Here is a 16,744-nt window from a genome sequence, read left to right on the forward strand (position 1 = left end):
GGAGGTGTGCATATGATTCTGGATTATGTAGGTGTAAAGGAAATTAATGGTTCCCTTATTGTCCTGGATAATGTGCCGAATGCCACTTCCGAGGAAATGGTCACGATTCGGCTTGACAATGGCACGACCCGTCAGGGACGTATTGTACAGATGGAAGGCAGCAAGGTCGTTATTCAGGTTTTCGAGGGCACTCGCGGCATTTCGCTGGACAACACAGAAACACGTTTGATGTGCCACCCGATGGAACTTTCCCTTTCCCCGGAAATACTCGGCCGTGTTTTCAACGGCGCAGGCAAGCCGATCGATGGACTGGGCGATGTTTTCCCGGTCAAACGTGCAGACATCAATGGCACGCCAATCAACCCGGTTTCCCGTGTTTATCCAAAAAACTTTATTAACACCGGTGTTTCCACCATCGACGTGCTGATGACGCTGATTCGCGGGCAGAAGCTGCCGATCTTCTCCGGCTCTGGTATGAAGCACAACGAACTCGCTGTGCAGATTGCACGTCAGGCAAAGATTTCCGACGAAAATGGCAGCAATGATTTCTGCATTGTGTTTGCCGCCATGGGCGTTAAGCAGGATGTTGCGGATTACTTTCGCCGCAGCTTTGACGAAAGCGGCGTTTTGGGGCGTGTTGTCATGTTCCTGAACCTCGCAAACGACCCGATTATTGAACGTACCCTGACCCCGCGCTGCGCACTGACCGCTGCAGAATACCTTGCTTTTGAGCAGGGCAAGCACGTTCTGGTTATTATGACCGATATGACCAGCTACTGCGAAGCACTGCGTGAGTTCTCTTCCAGTAAAGGTGAAATCCCCGGCCGTAAAGGCTTCCCGGGCTACCTCTACAGTGACCTTGCTTCCCTGTATGAACGTGCAGGTATTGTCCGCGGTAAAAAGGGCAGCGTTACGCAGCTGCCGATTCTGACCATGCCGAATGATGACGTTACCCATCCGGTGCCTGACCTGACCGGCTACATCACCGAAGGTCAGATTCAGCTGGACCGCAGCTTGGACGCTTCCGGTATTTACCCGCCGGTCAGCGTGCTGCCGTCCCTTTCCCGTCTGATGAAGGACGGTATCGGCGCAGGCTTTACGCGTGAGGATCACTCCGCGGTTTCCAACCAGCTATTTGCTTCCTACTCCAAGGTAATGGATGCCCGTTCTCTGGCTTCTGTTATCGGTGAAGAGGAACTCTCCCCTGTTGACAAGCAGTACCTTGCCTTTGGTAAGCTGTTTGAGGCAAAATTCGTCAACCAGGGCTTTAATGACAACCGTACGATTGAACAAAGCCTTGACCTTGGCTGGGAGCTGCTGACTTCTCTGCCGCGTGGCGAACTGGACCGTGTAGATGACGAGGTACTGGATAAGTACTATGAACCTGCTAAAAAGCGTGTGGAAGCACGCACACAGCAGAGCACAGAGGAAAAGGCCACTGCATAATTTCCGCATTTGACAGATAAGAGGTGTTCTTATGGCAAACACAACCGTGCCAACCAAAGGCAATTTGCTTGCAACCAAAAAGTCGCTGCAGCTCAGCCGCACCGGCTTTGAACTGCTTGACCGCAAGCGTAACATCCTCATTCGGGAAATGATGCAGCTGATTGACCATGCAAACAGTATTCAGTCAAAAATTGACGATGCCTACACTGCTGCCTATGCGGCTCTGCAAACCGCCAATATCACACTGGGTATCTGCAAGGAACTGGCCGCAACTGTGCCGCTGGACAACGGTCTGAACGTTGCTTACCGCAGTGTTATGGGTGTTGAAATTCCAATGGTCGAGCTGGAAAAGTCCGATGACGTGGAGCCGGTTCCGTTTGGCCTGCATAAATCCAACACCGCGCTGGACATTGCCTATCAACAGTTCCAGAAGGTAAAGGAACTGACCGCCGAGCTTACAGAGGTGGAAAACAGCGTTTACCGCCTTGCGGACGCAATCAAGAAAACCCAGAAGCGTGCAAACGCTTTAAAGAACATCATGATTCCCCGCTTTACAGCAACGGTTAAGTTCATTACCGAAGCGCTTGAGGAAAAGGACCGCGAGGAATTCTCCCGCATGAAGGTCATTAAAGCACAGAAGCAGAAAGCACAGCAACTTGAAGAAGAAATGAAAGCTGCCGCTGCTTCCTGAATCTGAACACAATATAAAAAACCGGCCGCAGTTTTTAAAGCTGCGGTCGGCTTTTTCGTTTCTTACAGTAAAACCTCACCGCCCTTTCAAGGGCGGTGAGGTTTTCAAGGCTCTGCGCTTGCGGCGTGGCTTCGCCGCCGCAGAGAACGTGCTGCTAGGTACTCATTTTTCGTATCAAGGGCTTTACGGTCAGAGGATAAGGCCGTGGGCTTCGCCCACACCTACCGCCTTTGAAAAGGCGGGTGAAACTTTTACTGTACAGTTATTCCTGTGCATATACCTCATACGCTATGTATTCATGGTTAAAGTGGTACCCCAGCTTTTCGGCAAGCCCAACTGACATGGTATTCTGCGCGTCCCAGCTGGGATACAGACCGCGGTCAAGGCACTCCAGAATCAGCCGTGCCGAACAGGCTGTGGCAAGTCCTTTCTGCCGATACTCCTTCTTCGTATCTACTTCAATTTCAATGCCGCTTTTATACACAATATAAGAAGAAGCGCCCGCCACAATCGTTTTACCGCATCTCGCAACAGCACCTACACCGCGCTGTTGAAAGTTCCCCCAATCACGGAACTGAGAGCAAAAGTCACGTGACCAGCTTTCCTTGCGAACCTCCTGATAGGCTTTCTCGTCAATCAACTGTAAGCTGTACTCTCTCCCCGGCAGTGCTGTAAGGGACTGCAATTTTTTGCGGTCAAACACATTTTTCTCTTTTTTGATGGCGTACCGCGTCACTTTTCTGCATTTTTCGCTGTAAACTGCTTCGATTAACGCTGCCCAATGATCATCCGGCGGAGTCATGATGATAAAATCATGTCCCTGTCGATTTTTAACTAATTCTTCATTCGGTTCACCGCCAAAAAAACAAAAATCGGCGTTCAAAATTTGGGCTGACTGCGGGCTTTTCGCACTGTCTGCCCAAGCCTGCCCCATACAGTTCTGAAGCGTTGACCAAATCATGGTTTCTTCCCAGTCTGCAAAAAGCGGTTCCAGCTTTTTTAGGTTGTTCCCCGTAATTCTTTGTATCATTTTATTCTTTCCGGTATTAGATACCTAAGTGATTCACATAATCGTCTACAGTGGCTTCCGGAAGCCCCATTTGTAAATCCGGAGAGTGAAACAATGCAATATTCTCCACATGGCGGATGCCCTCCCCCGCTTCCACGGTAAAGAGCGGAGAAAGCGTACGCAGTTCTGCGTAATCATCACAAATATAAGTTTCCAGTGAGGAACCAAAATCAGGGTACGGCTGACCGGTTGCATGTACAAAGCGCTTTACCAGTGTGCAGTTGTGGTTGGAATAGCCCGCCCAGCCCTGCAGGTCATTTACACCGAATTTTAAATTCCGGCCATACGGTGCCTGTTGTGCCATGATATACTTGTCCCCTAGAAACAGCCGTTCATCACGAAAGCTGGAAAAAGGCCACATACTGACATTTCGGTTCGGCTGATGCTTTTCCTCGTTCCCCATATTCTGCGGAATAATTACAACACCGCCCGGTGCCAACATGGTACTGCCGCACAGGGAAACTCGCTTACTTTCATGTGAGCAGTTCTTCATTTTGTTGATAATCATCACATCGGAAGCATCTGTACCCATCATGACCTCAAACGAAAGCTGCACATCGTTGCCTTTTTGTCGCGGAGGCGTAAAACGCACCCCTCCGCCCAGCAGACCGTAAATGACCGGATCATTATCCGGATAATAGCTCTGCGGCATGCGGTCCGGCGCCAGACTGACGCGGTGGCCACCATAGGCATAGTATGCCGTCTGCGGCCCATAGTAAGACTTCAGCTCCTCATTGGCAAAAACATTTCTGTGTTCCTCATCCCAATAAAGAAGATTTGGCCCATCCAAAAAGCCAATCCGCACGATACGCGGGCCGTAATCAATAGAAACCACAACATCAATAAAGTGGTTGCTCATTCGTATGCACCGTCCCTGTGCACCATATTCCACTTCTTTGATTTCGATACTCATGTGTCATACACACCCTTTTTCAAGTACAAGTATCCCGGCTGTCCGGTCAAGCCCCGCCGGTGCGGGTTTCGGACAGCAGAGCGCCCATATATCCGTCGCTCTGTTTTCTAATTCAACCACATTCTGCCCTCTGCTGTCAAGTTTTCTGCTGTCTGATGCGTGTGTCAGCAGCGGAAGTACTCCTTTTTGAGCAGCGCGGGCAAGCACTTCGCGGCCTTTCGGACCAAAACCCAGAATTTTCAGATAGGGTGGCGTACCCGCACTGTCCCCCGCCCGCAGCCCCAGAAATGCCGCCAGTACCAACCGCCGAAGCCGCGCATGACTGTAACGCTTGGTTTTAACCATATCGTACAGTTCTTCCAATGAACCGGCAGTATGAGCAACTGCATACAAACGGTTTTCAAGCCCCTCGCTGAGGTCTGGCAGCGTTTTATATTCCATCGGTGACATGACCCGCAGGCGGTACAAAACCGCACGTTCCACGCGTTGGAGTGAAGCAGGCGTATGTCCGGCCGCAAGTTCCTGCCGCACCACAGCCGCACTGCCTGACGGCAGGGATGCCTCCCACCCGCTGCCGGACTGTATCTGCGCACGTATGCGCGTTGCAGAAGGAAAATCACTCTCCTCCATGCTGCCGTGCCCTGCCCCTTGCCTTTTGACAGTAAAACATTCCATGCTGCATTTCTGCTGCTGCAGCGCTTTACAGTACTCAATTCCCAATATGTTGTTTGGCTGTTTCAAGAGCGCAGCGGTTTCTTCACCTGTCAGAAACGCCGCAGCGCGCTCTCTGGCGGTGGCAAACTGGATGCCTGCTTTCATATTTTCCCGCAGCTTTTGTCCCATCTGCGGGCTTTGCAGCAGTTTTGCCGCCCGCCACAGCTGTTTGGCATCCCCGCACTCGCTGCCAAACGCAAGAACATCCGCATTAAGCGCGTTAGCAAGGGCCACGCCGCCGCGGGCAAAGGTTTCCGCACCGGACACCGCCCAAGGCAGCGGCAACTCTGCTACTAAATCCACACCGCAGGAGAGTGCCTGCCGGGTGCGCGCCCATTTGGAAAGGCAGGCCGCGCTTCCGCGCTGCACGAAACTGCCGCTCATTACTGCGGCAACGTGCGTGGCACCTGCCGCCCGTACAGCTTTTACCAGGGCTTCGTGTCCTTTGTGAAATGGATCATACTCCGCAATAATCACCACAAGACGCATTTTTTAAGGCTCACCCCGCTTTCATGAAACCAGTTACTTGAATTTTCATCTATTTTGTATTATTATAAATCTATATGACGCTTCTTTTCAAGCGCTTCATGAGGAAATCCTATATATTTTGGAGGCATATAATTTATGAAAGTTCTTGTCATCAACGCCGGCAGCTCCTCCCTGAAATATCAGCTGATCGACATGGATACTGAAAAAATGCTGTGCAAAGGCAACTGCGAACGTATCGGCATGGATACCGGCCGCTTCGGCGTTAAAACCTTTGACGGACGTCATTTTCAGGATTTGAAAACACCGATTGCCAACCACAAAGCCGCTTTCCAGAAAGTCACGGAAATCCTGGTGCATCCAAAGTACGGTGTGATTAAAGATTTGAGCGAAATTTCTGCGGTTGGCCACCGTGTGGCACAGGGCGGCGATTTGTTCAAAACCTCCGTTCTCATTACCGATGAAGTGAAAAAGGGCATTGAAAGCCTGATTCCGCTGGCACCTCTGCACAACCGCCCGGAGCTGGACGCAATCAACGCCTGCCAGGAAGTCTTCGGCACCGAACTGCCGATGATTGCCGTATTTGACACTAGCTTTCATTCTACCATGCCCCAGAAAGCCTACATCTATCCGATTCCGTGGGAATACTACGAGAAATATAAAATCCGCCGCTATGGCTTCCACGGCACCAGCCACCGCTATGTTGCGCACCATGTTGCACACCTGATGCACCAGCCGATAGATGACCTGAAAATCATCTCCTGCCACATTGGAAACGGCTCCTCCATTACTGCCATTGCAAACGGCAAGGTTGTAGACACCAGCATGGGTCTTACCCCGCTGGACGGCTTCATGATGGGCACCCGCTCCGGTGCGCTGGATCCTTCCGTTGTCACCTATATCATGAAACAGGAAAACCTGACCCCTGACGAGATGGACAACATTCTGAACCGTCAGTCCGGTGTTCTGGGTGTTTCCGGCTATGCGGATGACCGCGATGTTACCGATGCAGAGATCAAGGGTGAGCCGCGTGCTGTGCTGGCACATCAGCTGATGTTCTATCAGATTGCAAAATATATCGGCTCCTATGCCGCCGCAATGAACGGTGTGGATGTCATTACCTTTACAGCCGGCCTCGGTGAAAACCAGCCGGAGTTGCGTTATGACGCCTGCCGTTATCTGCGCTTCCTTGGTGTTAAGATTGACGCTGTTGTCAATGACGAAACCATTCATGGCAAAGAGGGCAAGGTCAGCACATTTGATTCCCAGATTCCGGTGTATGTTATCAACACCAATGAGGAACTCATGATTGCCCGTGACACCCGCGCGATTGTGGACAAACTGAAGTATGCAAAAACAGAAGACAAAACAGTTATCGACCCGGAAGATATCTGATTTTAACATGCGACTGCTTTTGAGGTATCAAGATGAGCTTGGAATTAAAATTAGGCAACGTAATGGTTGACTGCGAGGACGGAATAAAGCTGCAGAACTTTTACGGCAAACTGCTTGGCTGGGAATGCTGTACCATGTATGACCTGCCGGCAGTGAAAAGTTCTAACGGCATTGTTTTCCTCTTTATCTCGGAGCCGGACTATGTTCGCCCTGTGTGGCCGGAGCAGGAAGCAAAGCAGCAAAAGCAAATGCACTTTGACTTTCAGGTGCCAAATGTTGCGGATTACGTTGCAAAAGCCAAAGCTTTAGGTGCGGTAAAAGCACCTGACCAATTCGGTGGTGAACACTGGGTCACTATGTTTGACCCCTCCGGTCATCCTTTCTGTCTGTGCAAAGCAGGCTGAATTTTCAGCAATAAAAAAGCAGGACCCAGCCGCTCTAAGCGACAGGTGTCCTGCTTTTTTATTACTTGAAAGCGTCAAGCTTTTGCCCAGCTTAATACCCCAGTTCTTCCCCGACCAGAATCACATGAATCCGCTCTGTGCGCTGATAGGCGGTGACAACGTAATTCACGCACATCCGGTCCGGCGAAGAGCAGCCGGCAGTCATGGGGCCGCCGCAGGCAATACAGCGGCCGGTTTTAACACAGGGAGTGTTTGTACCCAGCCGCACACCGTTTGCCGGTGCTGCAATTTCTTTAACACGCGCAATCGCAGCAGTCAAGTCAGGAACAATTTTGTTGTAACCCGCAACAATGACCACTTTTTTCGGGCCATGTGCTAATGCAGAAACACGGTTGGAATTACCATCCACATTGTAAAGCTCACCGTTTTCCGTAATGGCATTGCTGCTCATAAAGAAAACGTCAGCGTTGTGGGCCTGCTGCAGTTCTGCTGTTCCCTTGCTGCGGTCAATGTAATGATACCGGCCGTTCTTCATCAAATTCATTACACCGCTTTCCGTCAGTGTGACCGAGCCGCCGTTTCCGATGGTGCAGCCCTCTGTCAGCATGGACTCTGCCAGTTTCACCGCATCAGCTTTTGTGGGTGCGTAATATGCCCGGATATGATTTTTTTCCAAGGCAGCCATGGTTCCGCGAATTTTGCTTTCAATAATTTTCTGCTTATTTTCGTCCATTTTGTTTCATCCTTTCAGATTTATTATAAAAACAGCGCATCCAACAGCGTTTTGCCGGAAGTTGAGCGAAAGATATTTTTTCGCACATTCTGCACCGTTTCTTTGGAAGCGCCATCCTCATCCAGATTCACCAGGAAGTCCGCCTCAATCAGCAGCTGGCAGTCCTGCCCGTCAATGTTTGTATATGTGTGGTGCCTGCCAATCAGCTGACACACGCGCGCCGTCATTTCCGGTGAGACGCCGCGTTTTTCCAGCATTTCGCGGGCAATGGCAGGGCCTTCTTTTTCCTGGTACGGCCCTGCACTGGAGCCGTATTTCTGCTCCGCCGCGTGGATGCCAATATCATGCAGCGCCGCTGCAAATTCCAGCGTCAGCTGCTCTTTTTCGGGTAAATTCTCACTTTTTCCGAGCATACAGGCAAAGCCGTAAACTTTCAGCGCGTGGTTAACTCTGCGGACATCCGGTGCATTGTACACCGCCATATCCTGCAGTAAAAGCGCAGAAGAAACCATTTTCAGTCCTCCTTATGCTGTGCGAACCAGTCTTCAATTTCTTTTCGGGAAGCCTGCACGTTGCCCTGCACCAAGCCGGGCTTGCCGCCGCCGCGGCCGTTCAGTGCAGCATTCATTTCCTTGCCGAATGCACGTACATCAATGCCCTCTGCTCCGGCAACTGCGTATTGAAAATGTCCGTCTTCTCCGCTGAAAACAGCCGCCGCGCGTGCGCATTTCGGCACAAGCAGCGTACTGTAATGGCGCAGTGCATCTGGATTCAATCCTTCTTCAAACGTACAGAGCAATCCATTTGCTGCAGGCTGCATAGATGCCGCTTTCCCCGCAAGCAGGTCATTCTGCAGGGTACTCACCTGTTGTTTCAATGCGTCCTTTTCCTGCAGCAGACGCTCTACTGCATCCGCAACTGCTTCCGGTTTCGCGGAAAGCAAGCCGGAAACCGCTGTGACCGCAGCCAAACGTTCGCCGTAGTCCCGCAGCGCACGGCTGCCGCACAGCATGGAAATCCGAACGCCACCCTTGTAGTGCATAAAGCCAAGTACTTTAACCATGCCGATTTCACCGGTGCGTGCAACATGTGTACCACAGCAGGCACACACGTCATACCCGGGGATCGTAACAATACGAACCTGTCCCGTCAATTCCTTTTTGCTGCGGTAATCCAGCGTTTCCAACTCCTGTACACTGGGATAGCCGATTTCAATCGGCAGGTTTTGGTACACCGCTTCATTTGCCAGCCGCTCTCCCAGTGCGATTTGGTGCGCATCCAGCGGTTTGTCAAGGTCAAGCGTCACACAGGCGCTGCCCATGTGAAAACCGACATTATTGACACCGAAAAAGCGGTGCAGCACGCCGGAAAGGATGTGCTCGCCGCTGTGCTCCTGCATATGCATGCGGCGAAATGGCCAGTCAATTCCACCTGTCACCAACTTGCCGACCGACAGTGGTGCATTTGTGATATGCAGCACGACACCTTCCTTTTCTTTGGTATCCAGTACATTTACGCTGTCCAGCACGCCGCGGTCACCGGGCTGACCGCCGCCCTCCGGGAAAAAGGCCGTGCGGTTCAACACTACAAGCCAATGTTCCTTTTCTGCTTCGCAGGAAAGCACCTGTGCGCGAAAAGTGCGCTGATAAACATTTTCATAATATAATTTTTGGGTTTCCACAACTAACACCTCAGAATTTTCAATCTTGTTTCATTATAACGCAGGCAGCTTCCTATAATAATTCTGTATACGAATTATTATAGGAAAGCATCTTCGCTCATTTGCTGCTCTGCGTCTTTTTTACCTTTTCTCTGCCATCTTCTTGAACAAGATGTAAAGAATGTTTAAAATATATTCTCACTGCATTGCAAAGTGCAACAGTCTGCTGTACAATCGTATCAGAAATTCAAATTCATGAATTTACTAACATGGCACAGAAGGGATACTTACAAATGGAATGGCTGCAAAAATTCATGTACGGACGCCACGGACCAGATCAGCTTTCCATTGGCCTGTTCGTCCTGTTTCTGATACTTTCCTTCGTCGATTTATTCATACGGGGCCCTGCGTACCTGATCATTGAACTGCTCACTGTATTCATCGCTGTACTTTCCCTTTGGCGTATGTTTTCCCGCAACAACCAGAAACGTTGGGATGAAAATCAGAAATTTGTGACTGCGATGCAGCCGCTTTCCCGCGCTTTTCAGCAGCTGCGAAGCCGCTGGAAAGACCGCAAAACCTACCGTTACTACCACTGCCCCAAGTGCAAAGCAACACTTCGTGTGCCGCGCGGGCGGGGGAAAATATGCATTAAATGTCCTGTATGTAAAAATGAGTTCATTAAAAAAGCATAACGAAACCGCTGCCCCTTGCTTCTGGGAGCAGCGGTTTTATTTTCGTCCTATTGGTCAAACAGGAGTATTGCCGCTTGCAAGCGGCAGCCGAACCGTAAAGACTGTTCCCTCGCCGACTTTGCTTTCTACACTGATGTCACCGCCGTAAAGCACTGCAATGTGCTTTACAATGGACAGCCCCAGCCCTGTACCGCCAATTTCACGGGAACGGCTGGTATCTACACGGTAAAAGCGCTCAAACAGGCGGGGAATATGCTCTTCCGCGATGCCGATACCAGTATCCCGAACCTTAATCACAGCAATTTCCTGCTGTGAAGCACCTGTAATCTCAACCCGCCCGCCGGGTTTGTTGTATTTGATTGCGTTTTCCACCAGATTCGTAAAAAGCTGTTCCAAACGGGTTGGTGCGCAGCGAACGTACATTTTGGGATCTACGTGAAAATCAATGGAAATTTGATTTTTGACTGCGGTAAGACTAAGGCGCTCCACACTGTCCCGAACGGTTTCTTCCACATTAATTGGCTGTGCCGCCGAATCCTCCCGCATGTTTTCCAAACGGGAAAGCACCAGCATATCATCAATCAAATGCTGCAGCCGTTCTGCTTCCATATCCAGTACATCGTAAAAATAACTGCGGGTCTGCTCATCGCGGTCACTGCTTTTCAGCAGTTCAATGCTTGCGCGGATGGAGGTCAGCGGTGTTTTCAGCTCGTGGGTAACATTGCCCACGAATTCACTGCGCATTTGCTCCAACCGCTTCATGCGGCTGATGTCACTGACTACCGCAAGAACACTGCTCCCATCCTCCACCACGGCGGCATAAACCGTAAATTGCTGCTCGGCAGTTACACCGGCAATCTGTTCTTTGCAGGACTTCCCGCTGTCCTTTGCCGCCTGCATAACATTTGCCACATGGCTTAGCAGCAGACTGCTGTCCAGCGACGCACCCACACACAGGTTAGGGCAGGAGAGTAAAGTACGCACCCGCTCGTTAAAGAACAATATGCGGTCATCCCTGTCAACGGCAAGCACTCCGTCATCCATACCTTCCAGCAGACCTTTCAAGCGGCTCTGATTTCGGTCCAGTTCTGTGATGGCATTTTCCGTACTGCGGGTCATGCGGTTAAAGGAACGTGCCAAACGACCAACTTCGTCTTTGGCATCCTTTACCGCAACACGGCTGGTAAAGTGCCCTCGGCTGATCTCCTCTGCCGCATCTGTCAGCTCCTGCAGTGGATGCAGCATCCGGGAAACAAGCGGCAGCGTGGCAAGGCACGCCACCAGAATACCAATCAGCATGCAAATGCTAGCACCGCCTACCAGCCCGCGCATCACGTTATCCATTTCCGTAGTACGCAGTGCCGCGCGCACCAGATACTTTCCATCCACCCGCTGCGCCGCATAAAGATAACGCTGATGTGTTGTTTCACTCAAGCGCATATCATAACCGCGGCCGTTTTTCAGCGCTTCCTGTATTTCAGGCCGCTGCAGATGATTTTCATTGATATCCTGCTGCGCGCTGTCACCCAGTACCCTGCCGTTTTCTGCAATAATACTGATGCGCACTGCCTGGCCGGATTTCTGCAGGGAATCACCCAGCAGCTTGGCTTCTTTCTGCGGATTTTCGGAAATTTCCGCTGTATCCAGCGAGGAAAGGGAAAGTACCGCATCCAGCCTGCGGGTAAATTCCTGTTCATACTGGTTATGTACCTGTACTGCGCACAGCAAGAACGCCACCGCGAAACTTACTACGACAATCGCTGAATTGAGCAGAGCCATCTTCTTCTTCAAGCAGGTTCTCCTTCCTGTGCACAGAATTTGTAGCCCACCCCGCGCACGGTCAAGATTCTGAGCGGTTCATCCGGGTCATCCTCAATCTTCTGGCGCAGGTAGCGCACATGAACATCAACTGTTCGCGTATCACCAAAGTACTCGATTCCCCAGACTTTGTCCAGCAAAGTATCCCGCGTGAGCACCTTTCCAGCATGCCGCATCAACATACACAGCAGGTCAAATTCCTTGGCCGTCAGCTCAATCAGCTTTCCGTCTTTATGCACAGTATGCCGGGTGATATCCACCTGAATACCACTGGCGGAAAGCACTTGCTCCTTTGGGTCATCCTGCCGCGCCGCCCGGCGCAGGACCGCCCGCACGCGCGCACACAGCTCCTTAATGCCAAAAGGTTTTGTAATGTAGTCATCCGCGCCCATTTCCAAACCAAGGACTTTATCGATTTCTTCTCCTTTTGCTGTCAGCATCAGCACCGGAATTGCACGGGTCTGTTCATCCTCACGCAGTGTGCGGCAGATCTGCAGGCCATCCATGCCCGGCATCATCCAATCAAGCAAAATCGCATCCGGCTTTCGCAGACGAATCCCCTGCAGCAGTGCTTCCCCATCTGGAAACTCCCCAGTTTCAAAACCGGCATCCTTCAGACCAAATGCTACCAGTCTGCGGATATTCAGTTCATCGTCGGCGATATAAACCAGCGCCACGGCTGCTACCCCCTTTACAATTTTGTACGCAAACTGTATTTTTAAAAAATGTATCAGTCGGCTGACTTGAACGCATCGTCACCGTCATTTAATTCCGGGTGTTCGCCGGTTACCATATAAATGACCCATTCCGCAATATTGGTTGCGTGGTCGCCCATGCGCTCCACATACTTGATGATAAACAGCAAGTCAACGTCCTGCATAACTTCCTTTGGATTCTGCGTAAGTGCTGAGGAAACTTCCAGCACAATTTTACCGAAAGCGGAATCGATTTCATCATCCGCCACACAGATGCTTTTCGCCTTCTCAATGTCGCGGCTCAGAAAAACATCCATGGAACCGGTAAACATATCGTGCACCTTTTCCAGTGCGTTCACAATGTGACTGACCGGCAGACGCTGGCTGTCCGCCATACCACTGGTGGTAATGATTTCGCAGATATCCGCACACTGGTCGGCTTCACGCTCCATATCCGTCAGAATTTTCAAACTGGCCGCAATAATGCGCAGGTCACTTGCGATTGGCTGCTGGCTTGCAATCAGATTCATGCAGAGTTTTTCATTTTCATGTTCCAGCCGGTCAATTTCATTGTCTCCGGCTGCAACCTGCTGCGCCAGCTCCGTATTTCCGGTACGCAGTGCCTGAATGGTCGTTTCAATACGGCCGTTAATGACATCCCCCATGGCTGTAATGCGCTTTGTAAGCAGCTCCAGTTCCTGGTCAAAGTATTTTCTGGGCATCTTTGGCGCCTCCTCAATTATATCATAAATAAATATTTTCAGATACACAGCAACAGTATACTATGTATCCACCGAATTTACCAGCAGAAAACCAGACGGAATTCTCAGCCGAAACGGCCCGTAATATAACGCTCTGTGCGCTCATCGGCGGGATTGTTAAACATATCAGTGGTATTGGTGTATTCCACCAGCTGGCCCAGCAGGAAAAACGCTGTGTTGTCAGCAATACGCGCTGCCTGCTGCATGTTGTGCGTGACAATAATGACCGTGTACTTTTCACGCAGATCCCCCATCAGGTCTTCGATTTTTAACGTGGAAATCGGATCAAGCGCACTCGTCGGTTCATCCATCAGCAGCACATCCGGCTGCACAGCCAGCGCACGCGCAATACACAGGCGCTGCTGCTGACCGCCGGACATACCCAGAGCGCTTTGCTTCAAACGGTCTTTTACCTCGTCCCACAAAGCGGCAGCTTTCAGGCTCGTTTCAACGATTTTATCTAGTTCAGTTTTGCTCTTAATGCCGTGCACCTTCGGGCCATAGGTAATATTATCATAAATGCTCATTGGAAACGGATTTGGCTTCTGAAACACCATGCCCGCACGTTTGCGCAAAAGTGTTACATCCGTGCGCGGGTCATAGATGTCTTCGCCGTCAATCGTAATTTTACCGGTAATGCGGCAGCCTTCCACCAAATCATTCATGCGGTTCAGGGTTTTTAAGCAGGTGGATTTGCCGCAGCCGGAGGGACCGATAAACGCGGTCACACGATTCGCCGGAATCTCCATATTCAATCCCTTGAGTGCATGGAAGTCTTTATAATATAGATTCAAATCTTTAATGGATACCTTAATATCTTCACTGCCGGAAATATTGCCGTAAGAGGTTTTCACCGGCGTTTCGCTTTTCTGGGCAGTTTCCAATGCGGTTGTTTCCTGTTTCATTTTCTCATCATTCATTTTCATACACCATTATCCCTTTCTGAGAGCTTTGGAAGCAAGGCTTGCCAAACGATTCAGCACAAACACCAGAATCAGCAGGACAGCCGCTGTTGCAAAAGCGACATTCAGTGTGTTCGGCCCGGTGGAGTCCATTGCGGTTGTGTACAGATGCAGGGTCAGCGTACGGCCGGACTCCATGATGTGGTCCATTGCACCGGACGCGCCCTTGCCCGGCATATTGAAACCAAGGCCGGAAGTAAACAACAGCGCGGCGCTTTCGCCCACGATTCTGCCGACTGCCAAAATGACACCGGTCAGCACACCGGGCATAGCACATGGCAGAACAATTCCCATAATCACGCGCAGCTTGCCTGCGCCGAGTGCCATCGCACCTTCTTTGTAGTTCGACGGAACAGAAATCAATGCTTCCTCTGTCGTACGGATGATGGTCGGCAAAATGCAGATTACCATTGTCAGGCTGCCTGCCAGAATACTTGTCTGCAGGCGGAACATCACGCAGAACACTGTATAGCCGAACAAACCAAAAATGATGGACGGAATACCCGCCAAGATTTCCGTCGTAAAGTCAATGGCGCGCACCAGCCGGCCTTTGCGCGCGTACTGCGTCAGGTAAATGGCAGAACAGATACCGACTGGAACGGAAATCAACAGCGTTATAATTACGATGTAAAGTGTATTGAGAATCATAGGTAAAATGCCCTGACGATTCTGATCCAGTGTAGAATAGTCTGTTGTCAGGAACTGCCACGAAATATGTGGAATGCCTTTTACTAAGATGTAGGCAATGATGCCGACTACGATTACAACGGTAATGACCGCCGCCGCGTTGATTAGCCCTTTAAGCACTGCGTCCGCGGGACGTTTGTGCTTTGCGTAAAGTGACTCCGTACCTTTTTCATTCAGCATCCATCTGCACCCCTTTCCTTGAGATATAGGTAAACAGGACATCGACCAGCATAATAAACACGAACAACACCAGTCCAATGGCAAACAGCGCCTGCCGATGCAGACCGGAAGAATAGGATAGTTCCAGCGCAATGCCAGTGGTCAGGAACCGCACACTGCCCAACAGCTTCGGCATATTGGCAACGTTGCCTGCCACCATGATGACAGCCATTGTTTCACCGATGGCACGGCCCACACCCAGAATTACACCAGAAAGCACACCGGAGCGCGCCGCCGGAATTGTCACCTTAAAAATTGTCATGACCGGTGTTGCACCCAATGCCATGCTTGCTTCGCGGTAGGAAACCGGCACTGCACGCAAGGCTGTTTCAGAGACATTCACAATAGTCGGCAAAACCATGACCGCCAAAATCAGAATTGCCGCCAGCAGGCTGTCGCCCTGTGTGTTCCAGTGGAAGAATTCACCGCACTGCTTAATGAACGGAACAATTACCAACATGCCAAAGAAGCCATAAATGACCGAGGGAATTCCAGCCAACAGCTCCACAGCAGGATGTACAATTTTGGTAACTGCCGGACGCGCGGTTTCTGAAAGAAAAACTGCTGTTAAAATTCCCACTGGCACACCGAGCAATATGGCACCCGCAGTCGCCGCAATGGAGGAAAGGATCATGGGCAGAATACCGAACTGATTGCTGCCTGCTGCCCATGTTTCTCCAAAGAGAAAATTACCAAGGCCAATTTCCGCAATCGCCGGTGCACCGGACACAATGACATAAATCGTGATAATTACCACGGAACCGATTGATACGCAGGCACACACCAGAAAAACAGACTGTGCCAAGCGTTCCGGTCCCATTGTCCACAGCGCCAGAACCGCACAGACAACCCCCAGCAGCAGCACAAGCAGAAAAGGAGCCAAATAGCGCACGGACATCTGGGTCACATTCAGCTGCGTCACCGCCGACTGAATATCACTGGTCGAAATCAGCACAATCAGCGGGGTTAAAGCAGAAAGGATATAACAGGCACCTGCAGGCGCCGCTTTTTTCAGCAACATCAACACCACACCGGCAAGCGCGAGCACCACCCCTGCCAGTACCGCAATACGGGTAAGTACGGGAATTGAAACAATACCGGTCAGCTTTGGCCCAGCTACGCGCATACCGCGTACTGTCAGCAGCTGCAAGGCACTGACCGAGTAAACTTGTTTCTTAAAAACAAAAGTAATGTACGGAAAAAAGAAGGAAGCGGCAGAAACAACCCCCAGCACGATTGCAAGGATGCGCACAATTCTTGTTTTTTGCGCTTTGCGTCTGTCGCGTTGTGCATCAGTCAGGCGATTTTCCATCTTCTATTTGCACCTCATTATAACGCCAAAAGGCACCGACACAGTTTTCGGCTGCACCGGCGCTTTCAGCAGACTCATTTGCTG

The 16,744-nt window shown here is 50.8% G+C and carries 17 protein-coding genes; 5 read left to right on the forward strand and 12 right to left on the reverse strand.

Features of this window, described 5'->3' with window-relative positions; genetic code table 11:
• Positions 1 to 12: 12 nt before the first annotated feature.
• Positions 13 to 1,446, forward strand: a complete 1,434-nt coding sequence (locus tag H6X83_RS09185; protein WP_212506193.1) for a V-type ATP synthase subunit B — start codon at positions 13 to 15, stop codon at positions 1,444 to 1,446.
• A gap of 31 nt (positions 1,447 to 1,477) precedes the next feature.
• Positions 1,478 to 2,137: a V-type ATP synthase subunit D gene (locus tag H6X83_RS09190; RefSeq protein ID WP_212506194.1), complete on the forward strand. Its 660-nt coding sequence runs from the start codon at positions 1,478 to 1,480 to the stop codon at positions 2,135 to 2,137.
• A gap of 262 nt (positions 2,138 to 2,399) precedes the next feature.
• Here the strand turns inward: H6X83_RS09190 and H6X83_RS09195 are convergent, their stop codons facing one another.
• Genes H6X83_RS09195 through H6X83_RS09205 form a run of 3 tightly spaced genes read right to left on the reverse strand, consistent with a single transcriptional unit; the run spans position 2,400 to position 5,322 of the window.
• Positions 2,400 to 3,167, reverse strand: a complete 768-nt coding sequence (locus H6X83_RS09195) for a GNAT family N-acetyltransferase (RefSeq protein ID WP_212506195.1) — start codon at positions 3,165 to 3,167, stop codon at positions 2,400 to 2,402.
• A gap of 16 nt (positions 3,168 to 3,183) precedes the next feature.
• Positions 3,184 to 4,119, reverse strand: a complete 936-nt coding sequence (locus H6X83_RS09200; protein WP_212506196.1) for a hypothetical protein — start codon at positions 4,117 to 4,119, stop codon at positions 3,184 to 3,186.
• 3 nt (positions 4,120 to 4,122) lie between these two features.
• On the reverse strand, positions 4,123 to 5,322 hold the full coding sequence (locus H6X83_RS09205; protein ID WP_212506197.1) for a tRNA(Met) cytidine acetate ligase: 1,200 nt from the start codon (positions 5,320 to 5,322) through the stop codon (positions 4,123 to 4,125).
• A 135-nt stretch (positions 5,323 to 5,457) separates the two neighbouring features.
• On the opposite strand from H6X83_RS09205, the gene H6X83_RS09210 reads away from it, so the two are divergent.
• Positions 5,458 to 6,714, forward strand: a complete 1,257-nt coding sequence (locus H6X83_RS09210) for an acetate/propionate family kinase (protein WP_212506198.1) — start codon at positions 5,458 to 5,460, stop codon at positions 6,712 to 6,714.
• A gap of 32 nt (positions 6,715 to 6,746) precedes the next feature.
• Positions 6,747 to 7,118 carry a VOC family protein gene (locus H6X83_RS09215; RefSeq protein WP_212506199.1) on the forward strand — a complete coding sequence of 124 codons (372 nt, stop codon included), beginning with the start codon at positions 6,747 to 6,749 and terminating at the stop codon, positions 7,116 to 7,118.
• 91 nt (positions 7,119 to 7,209) lie between these two features.
• On the opposite strand, the gene H6X83_RS09220 is transcribed toward H6X83_RS09215, so the two are convergent.
• The 3 genes from H6X83_RS09220 to H6X83_RS09230 are packed head-to-tail and all read right to left on the reverse strand — an operon-like array spanning position 7,210 to position 9,532.
• On the reverse strand, positions 7,210 to 7,851 hold the full coding sequence (locus H6X83_RS09220) for a lactate utilization protein (RefSeq protein ID WP_212506200.1): 642 nt from the start codon (positions 7,849 to 7,851) through the stop codon (positions 7,210 to 7,212).
• Between the two features lie 23 nt (positions 7,852 to 7,874).
• The gene (locus H6X83_RS09225) at positions 7,875 to 8,363 is read right to left on the reverse strand and encodes an HD domain-containing protein (RefSeq protein WP_212506201.1); all 489 of its coding nucleotides are present in this window, start codon (positions 8,361 to 8,363) and stop codon (positions 7,875 to 7,877) included.
• A gap of 2 nt (positions 8,364 to 8,365) precedes the next feature.
• Positions 8,366 to 9,532 carry an alanyl-tRNA editing protein gene (locus H6X83_RS09230; RefSeq protein WP_246419161.1) on the reverse strand — a complete coding sequence of 389 codons (1,167 nt, stop codon included), beginning with the start codon at positions 9,530 to 9,532 and terminating at the stop codon, positions 8,366 to 8,368.
• A 272-nt stretch (positions 9,533 to 9,804) separates the two neighbouring features.
• On the opposite strand from H6X83_RS09230, the gene H6X83_RS09235 reads away from it, so the two are divergent.
• The gene (locus H6X83_RS09235; RefSeq protein ID WP_212506203.1) at positions 9,805 to 10,206 is read left to right on the forward strand and encodes a hypothetical protein; all 402 of its coding nucleotides are present in this window, start codon (positions 9,805 to 9,807) and stop codon (positions 10,204 to 10,206) included.
• A 54-nt stretch (positions 10,207 to 10,260) separates the two neighbouring features.
• On the opposite strand, the gene H6X83_RS09240 is transcribed toward H6X83_RS09235, so the two are convergent.
• From H6X83_RS09240 to pstC, 6 genes are all read right to left on the reverse strand, one after another.
• Positions 10,261 to 11,997: a HAMP domain-containing sensor histidine kinase gene (locus H6X83_RS09240; protein WP_246419164.1), complete on the reverse strand. Its 1,737-nt coding sequence runs from the start codon at positions 11,995 to 11,997 to the stop codon at positions 10,261 to 10,263.
• Positions 11,994 to 12,701: a response regulator transcription factor gene (locus H6X83_RS09245; RefSeq protein WP_212506204.1), complete on the reverse strand. Its 708-nt coding sequence runs from the start codon at positions 12,699 to 12,701 to the stop codon at positions 11,994 to 11,996. The genes H6X83_RS09240 and H6X83_RS09245 overlap by 4 nt, the downstream gene beginning before the upstream one ends.
• A gap of 53 nt (positions 12,702 to 12,754) precedes the next feature.
• On the reverse strand, positions 12,755 to 13,441 hold the full coding sequence (gene phoU, locus H6X83_RS09250) for a phosphate signaling complex protein PhoU (protein WP_212506205.1): 687 nt from the start codon (positions 13,439 to 13,441) through the stop codon (positions 12,755 to 12,757).
• Between the two features lie 104 nt (positions 13,442 to 13,545).
• Positions 13,546 to 14,406 (reverse strand): phosphate ABC transporter ATP-binding protein PstB, encoded by an 861-nt coding sequence (gene pstB / locus H6X83_RS09255; RefSeq protein WP_246419173.1) that lies wholly within the window; start codon positions 14,404 to 14,406, stop codon positions 13,546 to 13,548.
• 6 nt (positions 14,407 to 14,412) lie between these two features.
• On the reverse strand, positions 14,413 to 15,309 hold the full coding sequence (gene pstA / locus H6X83_RS09260; RefSeq protein ID WP_212506206.1) for a phosphate ABC transporter permease PstA: 897 nt from the start codon (positions 15,307 to 15,309) through the stop codon (positions 14,413 to 14,415).
• Entirely contained in the window at positions 15,299 to 16,660 is a 1,362-nt protein-coding gene (gene pstC, locus H6X83_RS09265) for a phosphate ABC transporter permease subunit PstC (protein ID WP_212506207.1), read from the reverse strand. The genes pstA and pstC overlap by 11 nt, the downstream gene beginning before the upstream one ends.
• Positions 16,661 to 16,744 lie beyond the last annotated feature (84 nt).

Origin of the sequence: Caproicibacterium amylolyticum, from assembly GCF_014467055.1 — a bacterium.
Classification (GTDB): domain Bacteria; phylum Bacillota; class Clostridia; order Oscillospirales; family Acutalibacteraceae; genus Caproicibacterium; species Caproicibacterium amylolyticum.

Excerpts from the sequence above, each read along its gene's own strand:
- H6X83_RS09220 (WP_212506200.1), bottom strand. The coding sequence starts at position 7,851 with ATGGACGAAAATAAGCAGAAAATTATTGAAAGCAAAATTCGCGGAACC.
- pstB (WP_246419173.1), bottom strand. The coding sequence starts at position 14,406 with ATGAAAATGAATGATGAGAAAATGAAACAGGAAACAACCGCATTGGAA.
- phoU (WP_212506205.1), bottom strand. The coding sequence starts at position 13,441 with ATGCCCAGAAAATACTTTGACCAGGAACTGGAGCTGCTTACAAAGCGC.
- pstA (WP_212506206.1), bottom strand. The coding sequence starts at position 15,309 with ATGCTGAATGAAAAAGGTACGGAGTCACTTTACGCAAAGCACAAACGT.
- H6X83_RS09215 (WP_212506199.1), top strand. The coding sequence starts at position 6,747 with ATGAGCTTGGAATTAAAATTAGGCAACGTAATGGTTGACTGCGAGGAC.
- pstC (WP_212506207.1), bottom strand. The coding sequence starts at position 16,660 with ATGGAAAATCGCCTGACTGATGCACAACGCGACAGACGCAAAGCGCAA.
- H6X83_RS09225 (WP_212506201.1), bottom strand. The coding sequence starts at position 8,363 with ATGGTTTCTTCTGCGCTTTTACTGCAGGATATGGCGGTGTACAATGCA.
- H6X83_RS09200 (WP_212506196.1), bottom strand. The coding sequence starts at position 4,119 with ATGAGTATCGAAATCAAAGAAGTGGAATATGGTGCACAGGGACGGTGC.
- H6X83_RS09190 (WP_212506194.1), top strand. The coding sequence starts at position 1,478 with ATGGCAAACACAACCGTGCCAACCAAAGGCAATTTGCTTGCAACCAAA.
- H6X83_RS09235 (WP_212506203.1), top strand. The coding sequence starts at position 9,805 with ATGGAATGGCTGCAAAAATTCATGTACGGACGCCACGGACCAGATCAG.
- H6X83_RS09195 (WP_212506195.1), bottom strand. The coding sequence starts at position 3,167 with ATGATACAAAGAATTACGGGGAACAACCTAAAAAAGCTGGAACCGCTT.
- H6X83_RS09185 (WP_212506193.1), top strand. The coding sequence starts at position 13 with ATGATTCTGGATTATGTAGGTGTAAAGGAAATTAATGGTTCCCTTATT.
- H6X83_RS09210 (WP_212506198.1), top strand. The coding sequence starts at position 5,458 with ATGAAAGTTCTTGTCATCAACGCCGGCAGCTCCTCCCTGAAATATCAG.
- H6X83_RS09205 (WP_212506197.1), bottom strand. The coding sequence starts at position 5,322 with ATGCGTCTTGTGGTGATTATTGCGGAGTATGATCCATTTCACAAAGGA.